We start from the raw sequence: 16988 nt of genomic DNA on the forward strand, positions 1-16988 counted from the left end.
AACGGTCCCGGGCATCCAGATACCGAACGGCCCCGGGCATCCAGGTGCCGAACGGTCCCGGGCGTCCGTCAGGCCGGACCGCCCGGCCGGGGTGGTGGGCGGCGTCGCAGAGGTGGCAGCCGGTCTGCGGCTGGTGGCGGAGCATCCCCCGGTTCGGCGGCGGGTCGCGCGGCTCCTACGGGGCGAATCGAACAGGCTCGTCCCCCCGACGGGGGAATACCCGGAGGGGGCGGCGGGAACCCCGGGAGCCCCCGGGAACCCGGCGCTTTTCGTGCGCTCGGGGCCTCGTGAGTCCGAGGGGCACCGTGCGCCCGAGGGGCACCGTGCGCCCGAGGGGCACCGTGCGCCTGGAGGGGCACCATGCACCCAGAGGAGCACCGTACGCCCGGAGGAGCACCGTACGCCCGAGGGGCACCGTTCACCCGGAGAGGCACCGTACGCCCGGAGAGGCACCGTGCACCCGGAGGAGCACCGTACGCCCGAGGGCTTGGTGAGCCCGAGGGGCGTCATGCCCCTGGAGGGCATCGAGCACCCGGAGCCTCCTGCACCCGAAGGGCTTCGTTGACCGAGGCATCGAGCACCCGGAGCCTCGTGGCCCCGGAGAGCTTCGTGAGCCCTGGACATCGAGCCCCGGCCCCTCAGCCCCCGGCCTCCACCCCTACCAACTCGGCGGACTCGCGATGCTGCGGGCGACCACGTCGTCCAAAAGGCGGGCCGTGGTGGGCACGTCGTGTGCCGAGTTGTCGATGATGGGCAGGCCGGAGCCGTACCAGCCTGCCATCCGGCCGTGGATGCGGGCGACCTCCTCGTCGGAGAGGCGTCGGTTGCCCGTGCGGCGGGCGTTGCGCTCCAGGACGATCTCCAGGCCCGGCAGGAGCACGATCGGCAGCAGGCCAGGGCCCACGTGACGCTTCCAGCCGCCGAGGCCGATGACCGGGCGGTCCGGGAAGACGGCGTCGTCGAGGATGCAGGAGATGCCGTTGGCGAGGAAGTTGCGGGCCGCGAAGCCGCAGGTGCGGCGGGCCAGCCGGTACTGCGCCTCGGAGTGGTCGTTCCAGCCCGACTGGGGGTCGGCGAAGCCGGACCGTACCCATTCGCGGACGTCGTCGAGGCTGATGTGCGCGGTGGGCACCCGGCGGGTGTCGGCCCAGTGCCGGGCGACGCTGGTCTTGCCGGCGCCGGCCGGGCCGATGAGCAGTACGGCCACGGCGGCGTGCGCGGCGTCCGGCGCGGAGGCGCCGGCGGGCGGGCTGGGCAGCGCCACGGGGGCGCCGGGCGGGAGCTGGATGTGCCCGGTGGCCTCGGCGGGCGGCGGCGCGGTCGGTGCGCCGTGCGGCGGAGCGGCGGGCGGCGGAGGCGCGGGCCAGCCGGGAGCGGGCGGCGCGGTCTGCGGCTGGTGCTGCGGCTGATGTTGGTGCGGCGGTATGGGGTGGCCCTGACCGGGATGCGGGGGCATCGCGGCCCCCTGGCCCGGCACCGGCCCGTGAGGCGGTGGCAGCGGAGTCCCCCCTGCGTGCTGCATCCGGTGGCTCTCCGTCTCGTGCGGTCGAATGTTCGAGGACCGCCCGGGGTGTGCGCGGTGTCCGCGGTACGGGCGGGAGTTCCGTCCGTACGGTGCTCGCGTGTCCGGCGCGCCGGGCGTCCGGCCCGGGTGGGCCGAGGTGGTTGTCCGGCGAACGGTACCCGCAGAACATGGCCGCAGTCCTCCCCCGCCGGGGCAGCCGGTGTCCCCCGGCCGTCGGCTCTGCGACGGCCGGGGGGGCGGCGCGGTGTGCGGGGGCGTGTGCGGTACGGGCCGAGCTCAGGCGGTGAGTTCGGCGGCCAGCGCGCGCAGCGCGAGTTCGTAGGAGCCGATGCCGAAGCCGGCGATCGTACCGCTGGCCACCGCCGCGATCACCGAGTTGTGGCGGAACTCCTCGCGGGCGTACGGGTTGGAGATGTGCACCTCGACGAGGGGCGCCGTGCGCTGGGCGGCGGCGTCCCGCATGGCGTACGAGTAATGCGTGAACGCGCCCGGGTTGATGACGACCGGAACGGAGCCGTCCGCCGCCTCGTGCAGCCAGCGGACCAGCTCGCCCTCGTCGTTGGTCTCCCGGACCTCCGCCGCGAAGCCCAGCTCCTCGCCGAGCGCGGTGCAGCGCTCGACCAGGCCGGCGTACGACGTGGCGCCGTACACGTCGGGCTCGCGGGAGCCGAGGCGGCCGAGGTTGGGGCCGTTGAGGACCAGGACGCGCCTCACGCGGCGATCTCCGCGTGCGCGGCGAGCAGCATCGCCGGGTCGGGGCCCTCCAGGACGGTGGGCTTGGCCAGGCCGTCCAGGACGATGAAGCGCAGCAGGTCGCCGCGCGACTTCTTGTCGACCTTCATCGTCTCCAGCAGCTTGGGCCACTGGTCGCCGCGGTAGGTCAGCGGCAGGCCGACCGCGCCCAGTACGGCGCGGTGCCGGTCGGCGGTCGCGTCGTCCAGGCGGCCGGCGATCCGGCCCAGCTCGGCGGCGAAGACCATGCCGACGGAGACGGCGGCGCCGTGCCGCCAGTTGTAGCGTTCGTTCTTCTCGATGGCGTGCGCCAGGGTGTGCCCGTAGTTGAGGATCTCCCGCAGGCCGGACTCCTTGAGGTCCGAGGAGACGACCTCGGCCTTGACCCGGATGGCGCGCTCGATCAGCTCGGCGGTGTGCGGCCCGTCGGGACGCTTGGCGCCCTCGGGGTCGGACTCGATCAGCTCCAGGATCGCCGGGTCGGCGATGAAGCCCGCCTTGATGACCTCGGCGAGCCCGGAGACGTAGTCGTGGACCGGGAGGGAGTCCAGCGCGGCCAGGTCGCACAGCACACCGGCCGGCGGGTGGAAGGCGCCGACCAGGTTCTTGCCCTCGGCGGTGTTGATGCCGGTCTTGCCGCCGACCGCGGCGTCCACCATGCCGAGCACGGTGGTCGGTACGGCGATCCAGCGCACCCCGCGCAGCCAGGTCGCGGCGACGAAACCCGCGACGTCGGTGGTGGCGCCGCCGCCGACGCCCACGATCACGTCGGTGCGGGTGAAGCCGGTCTGGCCCAGCGCCTTCCAGCAGTACGCGGCGACCTCGGCGGTCTTGGCCTCCTCGGCGTTGGGCAGCTGGATGGCGATGGCCTCGTACCCCTGGCCCGCCAGGTCCTCGCGCAGCGCCTCGCCGGTGGCGGCCAGCGCCTCCGGATGCAGCACGGCGACGCGCTTGGCCTTCCGGCCGATCAGGCCCGCCAGCTCGCCCAGCAGCTGCCGGCCGACCAGGACCTCGTACGGGTCGGTGCCCGCGGTGCCGCCGACCTGGATGCGGGTGGCCTGCTCCGTCACGGGTGTTCCTTCCTCCCGGGTGTGCCGTGGGCCGCGGCGTCCGCCGCCGGCGTCCCGGCCTCCGGTGATGTGTGTAGCTGCAATGCGTCCAGTACGGCCGCGGCGACCTCTTCGGGCGTCCGGCTGTCCGTGGTGACCACGGCGCGCGCGACCTCCGTGTACAGCGGGCGGCGCGCCTCCATCAGCTCGCGCCACCGCCGGCGCGGGTTGACGGCGAGCAGCGGGCGCGGCGCGTCCAGCCCCACCCGCCGTACGGCGTCGGCCAGTTGGACGTCCAGGAAGACGACCGGCAGGCCGGCGAGCAGGGCGCGGGTGTCCTCGTCCATGATCGCGCCGCCGCCGAGCGAGAGCACCCCGGGGTGGCTCTCGACCGCGGCGCGCACGGCGCGCCGCTCCAGCTCACGGAAGTGCGGCTCGCCGTGGTCGATGAAGATGTCCGGGATGGGCTTGCCCGCGCCCGCCTCGATGTCCGCGTCGGTGTCGCGGTACCCGGCGCCGAGCCGCTCGGCCAGCAGGGCCCCGACGGTGGACTTCCCCGCGCCCGGGGGGCCCACCAGCACCACGAGCGGCGGCGTCACTTGATCGCCAGGCCGTCGAGGAAGGACCGCACGTTGCGGCGGGTCTCCGGCACGCTGTCGCCGCCGAACTTCTCCGCCACCGCGTCGGCCAGCACCAGCGCGACCATCGCCTCGGCGACGATGCCGGCCGCGGGGACCGCGCACACGTCGGAGCGCTGGTGGTGCGCCTGCGTGGCCTCGCCGGTGGCGACGTCGACGGTGGCCAGCGCGCGCGGGACGGTCGCGATGGGCTTCATCGCGGCCCGTACGCGCAGCAGCTCGCCGGTGGTCAGGCCGCCCTCGGTGCCGCCCGAGCGGCCGGTCGTACGGCGGATGCCCTCGTCCGTCGAGACGATCTCGTCGTGCGCCTTGGAGCCGGGCACCCGGGCCAGGTCGAAACCGTCGCCGACCTCGACGCCCTTGATGGCCTGGATGCCCATGAGGGCACCGGCCAGCCGCGCGTCCAGCCGCCGGTCCCAGTGGACGTGCGAGCCGAGGCCCACGGGCACGCCGTACGCCAGCACCTCGACGACGCCGCCGAGGGTGTCGCCGTCCTTGTGGGCCTGGTCGATCTCGGCGACCATCGCCGCACTCGCCTCGGGGTCCAGGCAGCGGACCGGGTCGGCGTCCAGGCGCTCCACGTCCGAGGGCTTCGGCACCACGCCGTACGGGGCCTTGGCGGCGGCCAGCTCGACCACGTGCGAGACGATCTCGATACCGGCCGTCTCCTTGAGGTAGGAGCGGGCGACCGTGCCGAGCGCGACGCGGGCCGCGGTCTCGCGGGCGGAGGCGCGCTCCAGGATCGGGCGGGCCTCGTCGAAACCGTACTTCTGCATGCCGGCCAGGTCGGCGTGGCCGGGGCGGGGCCGGGTCAGCGGGGCGTTACGGGCCAGTTCGGCCAGCTCCGCCTCGTCGACCGGGTCGGCCGCCATGACCTTCTCCCACTTGGGCCACTCGGTGTTCCCGACCATGATCGCGACGGGCGAGCCCAGGGTGAGTCCGTGCCGGACTCCGCCGAGAAAGGTGACCTCGTCGCGCTCGAACTTCATGCGGGCACCGCGGCCATAGCCGAGCCGGCGACGGGCCAGGGCGTCCGCCACCATGTCCGTGGTGATCGGGACGCCGGCCGGGAGGCCCTCCAGCGTCGCCACGAGTGCGGGGCCGTGCGACTCCCCCGCCGTCAGCCAGCGCAACCTGCTCAACGATGCTCCTCATGTCCTGCTACTGCGCGAACAGTCTCCCCCTGATCCTCCCACGTCCGCGCCGGTGGACCGCCGCCCGTCCAGGAACCGGACCACCGGCCGGACCGGCCGGACGGGTCACCGCCCCGCGAGCGCCGCCTCCCCCGCCGCGCGCATCGCCTCCAGGGGCGCCGGGGACCGCCCCGTCATCTGCTCCACCTGCAGTACGGCCTGGTGGACGAGGAGGTCGAGGCCGCCCACCACCGCTCCGCCACGCGCGCCCCACGCGGTGGCCAGGGTGGTCGGCCACGGCTCGTACAGGACGTCGAAGAGGGTGCCGGGCTGGTCGGGCACGGCGGCGGCCAGCGCGTCGGTGGTCCCGGCCGGGGTGGTGGCGATCACCAGCGGCGCCTCGAAGGCCGCGGCAGCCTGCGACCAGTCGGCCGTACGGACGTCGACGCCCAGCCGCTCGCCCCAGCCACGCATCTCCGCGGCCCGCGCCTCGCTGCGTACGTAGGCGGTCACCTCGCCCGCGCAGATGCGGGACAGGGCCGCGAGCGCGGAGGAGGCGGTGGCGCCGGCGCCCAGGACGGCGGCCTGCTCGACCTGCCGAACACCGCGCTCGCGCAAGGCGGCCAGCATGCCCGGAATGTCGGTGTTGTCGCCCGTGCGCTGCCCGTCCTCGGTGAAGACGACGGTGTTCACGGCCTCCACGGAGGCCGCGGTGTCGCTGATCTTGTCCAGCAGCGGAATCACCGCGCGCTTGAGCGGCATGGTCAGGGAGAGCCCCGCCCAGGCACCGTCCAGCCCGGCCATGAAACCGGGCAGCGCGGCCTCGTCGATCTCGTGCCGGCCGTACTCCCAGCCGGTCAGGCCCAGCTCGGTGTAAGCGGCCCGGTGCAGGACCGGGGAGAGGGAATGGGCGATCGGCGACCCGAGGACCGCCGCACGGTGACGGCCCTGGACTTCACTGGACATGCTGCTCCTCAGCTCGGACCCGCGCCACGATAGACGAACCGTGCGCGAGGGCCGAGGCGCCCCGGTCCTGGCCGCCCGGCTGCCCGGCTCCCGTCGGGCAGCCGGGCGGGCCGGGCACCGGCTACCGGCCCTTACCTACTACCGCTTCCGCTTGTTGAACTCCTGGACCAGCTTCTCGTGGTCCTTGAGGTTCGTCGTGAAGTCCGTCTTCTTGCCGTCGATCGAGATGAAGAACAGCCACTTCGCGCTGTTGTCCGGGTCGATCGACGCCTTCAGCGCGTCCGCTCCCGGATTGCCGATCGGGCCGGGCGGCAGCCCCTTGTAGAAGTACGTGTTGTACGGATCGTCATAGTTGCGGATCTCCCGCGTACCGATGTCGATCTTGCTCTGGTTCTTCAGGTAGTTGTACGTGGAGTCGAATTCGAGCTTCTGGTTGGTGATCGTGTTGCTCGGCGCCAGCCGGTTGTAGACGACCGCGGCCATCTTCCGGAAGTCGTCGTGGGTGATCCCCTCGGCCTGGGTGAGGCTGGCGACCGTGATCAGGTCCAGCGGCGACTTCAGGTCCAGCTTCCTGGCGTTCTCCTCCAGGTCGTACTTGGCGTACTCCCGGTTGGCCCGCGCCACCATCTCCTTGAGGACGTCCTCCGGCTTCGCCTTGCCGCTGACGCTGTAGGTGGACGGGTAGAGGAACCCTTCCAGCGGATCCTTGATCTTCGGATTGCTGTTCGCCCACGAGGGCAGCCCGAGGTTCTTGGCCTGGGCGGCGGCGACGTCCTTGGTCGTGCCGGTCTTCAGGTGCAGCTTCTTGTCGATCAGGTCGTAGACGGCACCGTTGCGCAGGCCCTCGCGGACGGTCAGGCCGTTACGGCTCTTGGGGTCGAGCATGAGCTGCACCGCGGACGCCGCCGACATCTGCTTGCGCAGCGAGTAGGCGCCGGCCTGGAGCTGCTTGCCGCTCGCCGCCTCCGTGAAGGCGTCCGCGCTTTTGACGACGCCCGCCTGTTTGAGGAGCAGGCCCATCTTCAGGAGGGAGGCGCCGGACGGGATCTCGACCTGGACGTCCCCGCTGCCCTCGCCCTCGAAGTCGGGGGCCGAGCCGAAGTGGCTCTGCCAGAAGTCGTAGCCGAAGTAGGCGACACCGCCGCCGCCGACGACGAAGACACCGGCGACGAGCAGGCAGGCCATCCGGCTGCGCTGCTTGCCCTTGCGGCCGCGGCGCTCGCGGCCGGCGCGGCGTTCTTCACGCGGGTCGGTGCCGGCGTCGTCGTAACCGCCGCCGTCCCGGTCGTCCCGGTCGTCCCGGTGGTCGCGGTCGTCCTGGAAGAAGGAGTGCGCCGGGTCGCGTACCTGCTCGTCCTGCTCCGGACCGGGAGCGGCCCGGAAGTCGTCGCCGGGCGGGGACGGGTGCGGCGGCTGGCTCAGGTGCTCCGGCCGTACCGCCTCGAACTGGGCGGTCTGGGCGACCTGGTCTCCCTGTTCACCCTGCCCCTGCGGTCCGTGCGGGCCGGGCTGGCCGTGCGGTCCCGGCTGCCCATGAGGACCGGGCTGCTCGTGCTGTCCGGCCTGCCCGTAAGGCCCTGGCTGCCCGGCCTGTCCGTGCGGCCCGGCCTGCCCGGCCTGCTGCTGCCGGAGGTGCTGGGGCTGCGGCGGCGGGTAGGCGTCCTGCGTCCCGTAGTAGTCCGGGCTCTGGCCGCTGTACGGGTCGACCGGCGGGTGCTGTCCGTACGGGTCGTACGGGACGCCCCCCTGGGAGGCGTCCCATCCGCCGCCGTACTGCTGCTGGACCGGAGGGTAGGGGCCGGAAAGCTCGTCCCACTGCCGGTCCTGCGGCTGCTGCCCGTAAGGCTGCTGCTGACCGCCGTGGCCACTGTGCTGCTGGCCGCCGTGCTGCTGACCACCATGGCCACCATGCTGCTGGCCGCCGTGCTGCTGGCCACCGTGGCCGTGCTGCTGGCCCCCCTGCTGCTGCCCGCCGTAAGCGTTCTGCTGCGGGCCGCCGTACTGCTCCCCGTAGGGACCTTGCTGAGGTTGTTGCGGCTGGCCCCCGTAACGACCCTGGTCTCCGTAGAGAGGGTCGTCCGGATGCCACGGTTCGGAGCCGTAGCCCCGGCCATACTCAGTCATCGATCCCCTAGAGCCGCGAGGCGGTGCGCTCCTGGGTGGCAGCGCCTGCGGTACCGACCGCCTCTTTCTGCACGTGCGGTTGTTCGATCCGCCGCTACGTCGCGCGGAACGTTACCGTACCGCGATCAGATGACCACTTCGACGCTCTCTCCGGGTGGCTGTCCAGACACCCGTTCGGTCTCCAGCGCGCTCTGCAGAATCACCACGGCAGCGGCCTGATCCACCACCGAACGGCCCTTCTTGCTCCGTACTCCCGACGCCCGCAGCCCCTGGGTGGCTGTGACGGTTGTCATGCGCTCATCGACGAGGCGTACCGCCACCGGAGCGATCCCGCGCGCCATCTCCTGCGCGAAGGCCCGCACCTTGGCCGCGGCCGGCCCCTCTCCCCCGTTCAGGGAGCGGGGCAGGCCGACGACGACCTCGATGGGCTCGTACTCCTCGACGATCGCCTTGAGCCGCCGGTGCGCCGCCGGGACGTCCCGGCCCGGCACCGTCTCCACAGGGGTCGCGAGGACCCCGTCGGGGTCGCACGAGGCGACCCCGATCCGGGCGTCTCCGACGTCGATGGCGAGGCGCCTGCCGCGCCGCATCTCACTCACGCGCTCAGGCCGCCTCGGCCACGAGACGCTCGACGGCCTCGATCGCCTCGGGCACCGCGGCGGCGTTCTGGCCGCCGCCCTGGGCGACGTCCGGCTTGCCGCCGCCACCGCCACCGAGCGTCTTGGCAGCCGTACGGACCAGGTCACCGGCCTTGATGCCGCGCTCGCGGGCGGCCTCGTTGGTGGCGATGACGGTCAGCGGGCGGCCGCCCGCCACCGTGAACAGGGCGACCACGGCCGGGCGGTCGCCCGGGATGCGGCCGCGCACGTCCAGCACCAGCTTGCGCAGGTCGTCGGCGGAGGTGCCCTCGGCGACCTGGGCGGCGGCCAGCGCGACCCCCCGTACGTCCTTGGCCCCCTGCGCCAGCCCGGCGGCGGCCTGGAGGACCTTCTCCGCGCGGTAGCGCTCGATCTCCTTCTCGGCCTCCCGCAGCTTGGCCAGCATCCCGGAGACCTTCTCGGGCAGCTCCTCGGGACGGCCCTTGACCAGCTCGGTCAGCTGCGAGACGACGGTGTGCTCCCGGGCCAGGAAGTGGTACGCGTCGGCGCCGACCAGGGCCTCCACGCGGCGCACGCCGGAGCCGATGGAGGACTCGCCGAGCAGCTTGACCAGACCCAGCTGGGCGGTGTTGGCGACGTGCGTGCCGCCGCACAGCTCCTTGGAGAAGTCACCGATGGTCACCACGCGCACCTGGTCGCCGTACTTCTCGCCGAATTCGGCGATGGCGCCCTGCTTCTTGGCGTCCTCCATGCTCATGACCTCGGCCTGGACGTCCAGCTCGCGGGAGAGCACCTCGTTGATCCGCTGCTCGACGTCGGTCAGGACCGTGCCGGGCACGGCGGCCGGCGAGCCGAAGTCGAAGCGGAAGCGGCCCGGGGAGTTCTCCGAACCGGCCTGGGCGGCGGTCGGGCCGAGCGCGTCGCGCAGCGCCTGGTGGGTGAGGTGGGTGGCGCTGTGGGCGCGGGCGATGGCCCGGCGGCGCTTGACATCGATGGTGGCGTACGCGGCCGAGCCGACCACGACCTCGCCGACCTGGACGACGCCCTTGTGCACCGTGACGCCGGGGACCGGCCGCTGCACGTCGCGGACCTCGACGACGGCGCCCGACTCCAGCCGGATGCGGCCGGTGTCGGCGAGCTGGCCGCCGCCCTCGGCGTAGAAGGGGGTGCGGTCCAGGACGATCTCGACCTCGTCGCCCTCGTGGGCGGCGGGGGCGGCCGTGCCGTTGGCCAGCAGGCCCACGACGGTGGACTCGCCCTCGGTGTGCGCGTAGCCGGTGAAGACGGTGGCGCCCGCGCGGTCGGCGACCTCGCGGTAGGCGGACAGGTCGGCGTGGCCGTGCTTCTTGGCCTGGGCGTCGGCCTTGGCGCGCTCCCGCTGTTCCTTCATCAGGCGGCGGAAGCCGTTCTCGTCCACCGAAAGGCCCTGTTCGGCGGCCATTTCGAGGGTGAGGTCGATCGGGAAGCCCCAGGTGTCGTGGAGCAGGAACGCCTTGTCGCCGGCGAGGACCGTGCCGCCGGCGGCCTTGGTCTCGCTGACGGCGGTGTCCAGGATGGTGGTGCCGGCCTTGAGCGTCTTGAGGAAGGCGGCCTCCTCGGCGAGGGCGACCGTCTCGATGCGCTTGCGGTCCTCCAGCAGCTCCGGGTACTGCTGGCCCATCGTCTTGATGACGACGTCCAGCAGGTCGGCGACGACCGGGCCGGTGGCGCCGAGCAGGCGCATGTTGCGGATGGCGCGGCGCATGATGCGGCGCAGCACGTAGCCGCGGCCCTCGTTGCCGGGGGTGACGCCGTCGCCGATGAGCATGGTGGAGGTACGCATGTGGTCGGCGACCACGCGCAGCGACACGTCGCTGTCCGCGCCGGCGCCGTAGCGCACACCGGTCAGCTCGCCGGCCTTGTCGATGACGACCCGCAGGGTGTCGGTCTCGTACATGTTGTGGACGCCCTGGAGGATCATCGCCAGGCGTTCCAGGCCGAGGCCGGTGTCGATGTTCTGGCTCGGCAGGTCGCCGAGGATCTCGAAGTCCTCCTTCGAGGTGCCGGCACCGCGCTCGTACTGCATGAAGACCAGGTTCCAGATCTCCACGTACCGCTCGTCGTTGACGGCCGGGCCGCCCTCGACGCCGAACTCGGGGCCGCGGTCGTAGTTGATCTCGGAGCACGGGCCGCACGGGCCCGGGACGCCCATGGACCAGTAGTTCTCCGACTTGCCCAGGCGCTGGATGCGCTCCTTGGGCACGCCGACGACCTCGTGCCAGATGCGCTCGGCCTCGTCGTCGTCCAGGTAGACCGTGACCCAGAGCTTCTCCGGGTCCAGGCCGTAGCCGCCGTCCGCCTGCGAGCTGGTCAGCAGCTCCCAGGCGTACTTGATGGCGCCTTCCTTGAAGTAGTCGCCGAAGGAGAAGTTGCCGCACATCTGGAAGAACGTGCCGTGCCGGGTGGTCTTGCCGACCTCTTCGATGTCCGGCGTGCGCACGCACTTCTGGACGCTGGTGGCGCGGTCGAAGGGCGGCTTGACCTCGCCGAGGAAGTACGGCTTGAAGGGCACCATGCCCGCGGGGACCAGCAGCAGGGTCGGGTCGTCCGCGATGAGCGACGCCGACGGCACTACGGTGTGCCCGCGCTCCTCGAAGAAGCGCAGCCAGCGGCGGCGGATTTCAGCCGACTCCATCAGTGGTCCTCATTTCCGGTCGGTCCGGTCGGGCCGGGGGTTCTCGTTCGGTGCTGCGTGATCTGGTGCTGCGTGATCGGGTACTGCGTCGTTTCGAGTGCGGCGCGGGAGCGCGCCGGCGGCAGCTCGCGGGCGTCGCCCTGGTCCGTCAGGCCCAGCGCTTCGTGGAGCTGCCCTTCACGGTCCGCCATTCCCGTCCGGACGTCCAACGCGAATTGGCGCAGCCGCTGTCCGGTCTCGACGGCCTTGTCGGCGGCCTGGGCCGCGAGGCTGTCGGGCTGGAGCTTGCGGAGCTTGCGGTTGACCTTGGTGGTGGCCCAGACTCCGGCGGCGGCGCCGGTGGTGAACCAGAATGCGCGGCGGAACATCGCGGCGATCAGTCCTTGGAGCGACGGTTGCGGCGCCCGCCTCGGCGGGCTGCGGGCAGGGTACGGCCGACGACGGTGCGCTTCGGCTCGGGCGGCGGCGCGCCCTTCTTGCCGATCGCGCGGCGCACGCCGTAGCCGAACGCCGCGACCTTGACCAGTGGTCCGCCGAAGGCGGAGGAGACGGTCGAGGAGAGCGCGGAGGCGTTGGCGGTGACCTCCTGGACGTCGGAGGCGATCGCGTCGACGCGGGCGAGCTGGGTGTGCGCGGAGCGGACGGTCGCGGACGCGTCGGCCAGGAGCGGTACGGCCTGTTCGGACACCTCGGCGACCATCTTGGTCGTCGCCTTGAGCGTCTGTGCGAGCCTCACCAGCACCAGGGCGAGGAAGGACACGAGGATCGCCCAGAAGACGGCCACGAGGATCCCGGCCACCTCTCCACCGGACACGTTGGCACCACTCTCCGACTGACTTGTTCTGGTCCCGTCCTGCTCGAACGGCAGAGCCCGAGCCTATCGCGCCGCGACCGTCGGCCCGTACCGCGTTCCCCGTGCGGCGCGGGGCCCGCCGACGCGTGATTGTACGGTGCGCACACCTGCGAGTACGCTCCGTGTTCCATGCGACGCTCCATGCGCCCCGATCCCCTTCCCCGGGTTCCCCGCCCCTTCGCCGCGCGCCCGCGGGTGCCCGGCAACCTGCCCGCGGAGCTCACCCGGTTCGTCGGCCGCGACGGTGAACTCGCCGCGCTCGCCGGTCACCTGGAGTCCGCCCGGCTGGTGACGCTCACCGGTGTCGGCGGGGCCGGGAAGACCCGGCTCGCCACCCAAGCTGCGGCGATCTTGCAGGATCGCTTCTGCGACGGGGTGTGGCTGGTCGAACTGGCCACCCTGCGCCACGGCGGCCTGCTGGACCACGCCGTCGCCGAAGCGCTGGGCCTCGCCGACCACACCGGCCGGCCGCCGCGCGCCGCGCTCCGCGACCACCTCGCCGGACGCGAGCTGCTGCTCGTCCTGGACGGGTACGAGCACCTGGTCGACGGCTGCGCCGCACTCGCCGCCGACCTGCTGCGCCGGGCGCCCGGCCTGCGCGTCCTGGCGGCGGGCCGGCGCCCGCTCGGGCTGCCCGGCGAGCAGAACCTGCCGCTGCCGCCGATGGACGTCGCGGACGCGGCCGCCCTCTTCCACGACCGCGCGGCGGCCGTGGTCCCCGGCTTCCGCACCGACGCGGACGGCGAGGCCGCCGTCGCCGAGCTGTGCCGGCGGCTGGACGGCATTCCGCTGGCCCTGGAGCTGGCGGCCGGGCGGCTGCGAGCCTTGTCGGTGGAGCAGCTGCTGCACCGGATCGACGACCGCTTCCGGCTGCTGACCGGGGGCACCCGCACCTCGCCCCCGGGCTTCTCCTCGCCCTCGGAACCGGTGGCGCCCCCGGCGCGCCATCAGACCCTGCGGACGACGATCGGCTGGAGCCACGAGCTGTGCACCCCCGCGGAACGCCTGCTGTGGGCGCGGCTCTCCGTCTTCGCCGGACAGTTCGACCTGGACGCCGCGGAGTACATCTGCTCCGGCCCCGATCTGCCCGCGGACGAACTGCTCGACGTCCTCGACGAACTGGTGGCCCAGTCCGTCGCCGTACGGGAGGAGACCCCGGCGGGCCTGCGCTACCGGATGCTGGACACCGTTCGGGAGTACGGGGCCGGCTGGCTGGAAGCGCTGGGCGACGTCGAGCGGCTGCGCCGCAGGCACCGCGACTGGTACGTGGGCCTGGCCACCTGGTGCGAGCTGGACTGGTTCAGTCCACGGCAGGCCGAGGTCGCCACCAGGATCGAGTGCGAGCTGCCCAACCTGCGGATCGCCCTGGAATACAGCCTCGACAGCTCCGGAGACACGCACCTCGGCCAGTATCTGGCGGGCACGCTGTGGTTCTACTGGGTCGGCTGCGGCCGGCTCTCGGAAGGGCGGCACTGGCTCGACCGTTCACTGGAGCTGGACAGCGAGCACGACGACGCACGTCTCAAGGCTCTGTGGGTGGCCGGGTACGTGGCGGTGCTCCAGGGCGACGCGGTGGGCGCGATGGGCGCGCTACGGGAGTGCGGCGAGGAAGCGGAGCGCGCCGGCAACGCCACCGCGGCCGCGTACGCCGTGCACCGCACCGGCTGTCTCGCACTGGTCCGCGACGACATGCCGCGTGCCGAGTGCCTGCTGCGCGACGCGCTCACCCGCTACCGGGACATCGGCGAACTCAACAGCAACGTACTGATGGCACAGGTCGAGCTGGCGATGGCGGTGGCCTTCCAGGGCGACATCGCGGAGGCGGTGCGCCTGTGCGAGGACGTACGGGACATCTGCGACGACCACGGGGAGCGGTGGGCCCTGGCGTACGCGCTGTTCGTACTGGCCTACGCGGCCTGGAACCGTGGCGAGGCGGCGCGGGCGCGCGCGCTGCTGGAGGAGTGCCTCGCCATCGACCACGCCTTCCACGACCTGCTGGGCGCGGTGCTGGCCGTCGAACTGCTGGCGCTGGTCACCCTCGGCGAAGGCGATCCGGCGGAGGCGGCGCTGCTCCAGGGAGCCGCCGGGCGGATCTGGCCCTCGGTCGGGCTGCCGCTGTTCGGCTCCCGCTACTACAACCAGCCGCATCAGCTGTGCGAGGAGCAGGCGCGGGAGCTGCTCGGGGCGGAGCGGTACGAGCACTGTGTGCGGGCCGGCGCCCGGCTCGGCCTGGACGCGACGGTCGCCCGGATCCTGAGCGACAGCAGCGACAGCAGCGGGGGCGGGAGCAGCAGCGGGGACGCACGGCCGGACGGCGCCGTGCCGGGCCCGCGGCCCACGGCACCGGGACCGCGCCCGGAAAACAGCGAACCCGCCGCCTCCCCCACCGCAAGCGGCGGAGAGACGACGGGCTGAGCACGCGGCTGTCCGCGCGCGAGGCGCGCGGACCGATCCGTGCGGTGTCTACGCCTGGATCAACGGGCGTAGTACTCGACGACGAGCTGCTCGTCGCAGATCACCGGGATCTCCTTGCGCTGCGGGTCACGGTCCAGGCGGAACGCCAGGGCCTTCAGGTTGACCTGCAGGTAGCGGGGGGTCTCGCCGTCGGGGGCGTAGCCACCCTCACGCGCGACCTGGAAGGGGTGCTTCTCGCGGCTGCGCTCGCGGACCATCACGACGTCGTCGGGACGGACGCGGAAGGAGGGCTTGTCGACCTTGCGGTCGTTCACCGAGATGTGGCCGTGGACGACCATCTGACGAGCCTGGTAGATCGTCCGGGCGATGCCCGAACGCAGGACGAGCGCGTCCAGACGGCGCTCAAGCTCGATGATCAGCGCCTCGCCGGTCTTGCCTTCGACCTTCCGAGCGCGGTCGTAGGCACGCGCCATCTGGCGCTCGCTGATGTCGTACTGCGCGCGCAGACGCTGCTTCTCCAGCAGACGGACCTTGTAGTCACTGTTCTGCTTGCGGCCACGGCCGTGCTCGCCGGGCGGGTAGGGACGGGCCTCGAAGTACTTGACGGCCTTCGGCGTCAGGGCGATGCCGAGAGCGCGCGACTTCTTGACCTTGGGACGCGACTGGTTCACGTGGAACGGACCTCCGTGTAGGTTAGGTTAGGCTTACCTTACTTCGAGGAGAACGCATGTTTCGACCTGGGATCCCCCTGCCCGGTGCTGGTCAGAGCACCGGGACGGGTCAGCCGCGTCCCGTGGAAGACGCCCAGCAGCCAGCCGCCGCCGAGCGCGTACGCACCCTCGTCGAGTCCAATGGTATGGCCTCGCTGAGCATCCCCGGAATCGAGGACCCCGACGACGCAGGACTCTCCGCACCAGTATGCCGTACGGTCACCAGTGCTGGTGACGTGCTCCTCCTGGTCCCCGGGGACTCCGCGGCCGCCAGGGCCGCCGCCCACGCCCAGGACGACGACCTGACCGCCGTGATGGAGATCACCGACGTGGCCCCCGTCTCGGTGCCCCACCGCATCCGCGGCCGGGCCTGGGTGGCGGGCTGGCTCACTCCCGTACGCAACGAGGAGCGCGCCCGCGCGGCCATGCTGCTCGCCGAACGGCACCCGGTCGGCGAACTGCTCGGCATCGGCGAGGCCCTGCAGCCGGACCCGCCGCCGGGCATGTTCGGGCGGCCGGCGTGGATGATGCTGCGCATGGAGGTCGGCGAGGCGGCCGTGGACGACCTGTGGGGCGCCCAGGCCATCGAGCCGGACGAGTTCGCCCGGGCCGAACCCGACCCGCTGGCGGCCCACGAGGCAGAACTGCTCCAGCATCTCCACTCGGCCCACAGCGACCAGGTCCGCGGTCTGTGCACGCTGCTCGGGGACCGCTCGCAGCGCGCGTGCGACTTCCGCGACCGGGCCGTACCGGTGGCCCTGGACCGCTTCGGCCTGCGGGTGCGCTTCACCGACGACGCACACCGCTCCTTCGACGCCCGCTTCGACTTCCCGGAACCCGTCCGCGACGTCGTCGAACTCCGCCGCGCCATGCACACCCTCTTCGACGCGGCCGCGTCGGGATGAGACCGAGAGCCGCCTCTCGCCGGACGGGCGACCAGCCGGCCCGTCCGGCGACCGGGTGGCGGATCACAGGTAGAGCGCCCGGTTGACGGGGATGCCTTGCTCCTCGCAGCCGCGCTCGTAGTGGTCGATGAACCAGAAGACGTCGATCACCTCGGTCACCCGGTCCCGCTCGTCGAGGAACTCCACCGGCCCGTTCAGCCAGAAGACGGTCTTCATGCCCGCGTCGGAGACCAGGGTGTGGGTACGGCCCGGGCTTTCCCTGACGAAGTCGCCCGGCCGGCCGACCCAGTCGTACTCCAGGTACCGCCAGCTGCCGTCGAGCACGTAGCCCGAGACCGGGCCGCGATGTCGGTGGCGGCCCAGCGCTCCGCCGGCCTGCACCCACAGGACGTTGGCGGCCGAGCTGCCGCGGACGTCGAACGTCAGATGCTTGATCATCACCTGCGGGACGAAGGGAAGCCAGGGCGAGTCCGCCTCCGCGATGTGCCCTTCGGGCAGCGCGTACTGGTCCCGGCGCCGGTCGATCCGCGCTTCGATCGCGGCCAATCGGTCCGCGTCCGGATTCGAGCTGATCGTCATGGCGGAATCCTTCCCGTCGGTGCTGGGCCCTGAGCGGGCACGCCGGCACAGCCATGGTCGGCTCCCCTCGCCCCGGCACAACAGTC

Annotated in this window: 15 protein-coding genes; 2 read left to right on the top strand and 13 right to left on the bottom strand. The window is 72.6% G+C overall.

Annotated elements, in window-relative coordinates; genetic code table 11:
* Positions 1 to 658: 658 nt before the first annotated feature.
* The 11 genes from JXZ78_RS34430 to JXZ78_RS34480 all read right to left on the bottom strand — a co-directional run bounded on the left by JXZ78_RS34430 (position 659) and on the right by JXZ78_RS34480 (position 12254).
* Positions 659 to 1522, bottom strand: coding sequence for an AAA family ATPase (locus tag JXZ78_RS34430; RefSeq protein WP_030023467.1), 864 nt, complete (start codon positions 1520 to 1522; stop codon positions 659 to 661).
* A gap of 279 nt (positions 1523 to 1801) precedes the next feature.
* A complete protein-coding gene (gene aroQ, locus JXZ78_RS34435; RefSeq protein WP_030023468.1) occupies positions 1802 to 2239 on the bottom strand; it encodes a type II 3-dehydroquinate dehydratase in 438 nt (145 codons plus the stop codon).
* On the bottom strand, positions 2236 to 3327 hold the full coding sequence (aroB, locus tag JXZ78_RS34440; RefSeq protein WP_030023470.1) for a 3-dehydroquinate synthase: 1092 nt from the start codon (positions 3325 to 3327) through the stop codon (positions 2236 to 2238). The genes aroQ and aroB overlap by 4 nt, the downstream gene beginning before the upstream one ends.
* Complete coding sequence (locus JXZ78_RS34445) at positions 3324 to 3905, bottom strand: shikimate kinase (protein ID WP_030023472.1); 582 nt, start codon at positions 3903 to 3905, stop codon at positions 3324 to 3326. Before JXZ78_RS34445 ends, aroB begins: the two co-directional genes overlap by 4 nt.
* Positions 3902 to 5086, bottom strand: a complete 1185-nt coding sequence (aroC, locus tag JXZ78_RS34450) for a chorismate synthase (protein ID WP_030023475.1) — start codon at positions 5084 to 5086, stop codon at positions 3902 to 3904. Before aroC ends, JXZ78_RS34445 begins: the two co-directional genes overlap by 4 nt.
* 117 nt (positions 5087 to 5203) lie before the next feature.
* Positions 5204 to 6043: a shikimate dehydrogenase gene (locus JXZ78_RS34455; RefSeq protein ID WP_030023476.1), complete on the bottom strand. Its 840-nt coding sequence runs from the start codon at positions 6041 to 6043 to the stop codon at positions 5204 to 5206.
* Positions 6044 to 6181: 138 nt separating this feature from the next.
* Positions 6182 to 8167, bottom strand: a complete 1986-nt coding sequence (gene mltG / locus JXZ78_RS34460) for an endolytic transglycosylase MltG (protein WP_030023478.1) — start codon at positions 8165 to 8167, stop codon at positions 6182 to 6184.
* Positions 8168 to 8292: 125 nt separating this feature from the next.
* Positions 8293 to 8757: a Holliday junction resolvase RuvX gene (gene ruvX, locus JXZ78_RS34465; RefSeq protein ID WP_030023480.1), complete on the bottom strand. Its 465-nt coding sequence runs from the start codon at positions 8755 to 8757 to the stop codon at positions 8293 to 8295.
* Positions 8758 to 8770: 13 nt separating this feature from the next.
* Positions 8771 to 11440: an alanine--tRNA ligase gene (gene alaS, locus JXZ78_RS34470; protein ID WP_238783567.1), complete on the bottom strand. Its 2670-nt coding sequence runs from the start codon at positions 11438 to 11440 to the stop codon at positions 8771 to 8773.
* Positions 11440 to 11808 carry a DUF6167 family protein gene (locus tag JXZ78_RS34475; protein ID WP_030023484.1) on the bottom strand — a complete coding sequence of 123 codons (369 nt, stop codon included), beginning with the start codon at positions 11806 to 11808 and terminating at the stop codon, positions 11440 to 11442. The genes alaS and JXZ78_RS34475 overlap by 1 nt, the downstream gene beginning before the upstream one ends.
* Positions 11809 to 11816: 8 nt before the next feature.
* Complete coding sequence (locus tag JXZ78_RS34480; protein WP_208870221.1) at positions 11817 to 12254, bottom strand: DUF948 domain-containing protein; 438 nt, start codon at positions 12252 to 12254, stop codon at positions 11817 to 11819.
* Between the two features lie 168 nt (positions 12255 to 12422).
* Between JXZ78_RS34480 and JXZ78_RS34485 the strand changes: the two genes are divergently transcribed.
* The gene (locus JXZ78_RS34485) at positions 12423 to 14708 is read left to right on the top strand and encodes an ATP-binding protein (RefSeq protein WP_030023486.1); all 2286 of its coding nucleotides are present in this window, start codon (positions 12423 to 12425) and stop codon (positions 14706 to 14708) included.
* 59 nt (positions 14709 to 14767) lie between these two features.
* Here the strand turns inward: JXZ78_RS34485 and rpsD are convergent, their stop codons facing one another.
* Positions 14768 to 15379, bottom strand: a complete 612-nt coding sequence (gene rpsD, locus JXZ78_RS34490) for a 30S ribosomal protein S4 (RefSeq protein ID WP_030023487.1) — start codon at positions 15377 to 15379, stop codon at positions 14768 to 14770.
* Between the two features lie 185 nt (positions 15380 to 15564).
* Between rpsD and JXZ78_RS34495 the strand changes: the two genes are divergently transcribed.
* Positions 15565 to 16323: a DUF2470 domain-containing protein gene (locus JXZ78_RS34495; RefSeq protein ID WP_030023488.1), complete on the top strand. Its 759-nt coding sequence runs from the start codon at positions 15565 to 15567 to the stop codon at positions 16321 to 16323.
* A 63-nt stretch (positions 16324 to 16386) separates the two neighbouring features.
* On the opposite strand, the gene JXZ78_RS34500 is transcribed toward JXZ78_RS34495, so the two are convergent.
* Entirely contained in the window at positions 16387 to 16902 is a 516-nt protein-coding gene (locus JXZ78_RS34500; protein WP_030023489.1) for a 2,4'-dihydroxyacetophenone dioxygenase family protein, read from the bottom strand.
* Positions 16903 to 16988: the final 86 nt, after the last annotated feature.

The sequence above is a fragment of the Streptomyces monomycini genome, from assembly GCF_022271435.1.
GTDB lineage: Bacteria > Actinomycetota > Actinomycetes > Streptomycetales > Streptomycetaceae > Streptomyces > Streptomyces monomycini.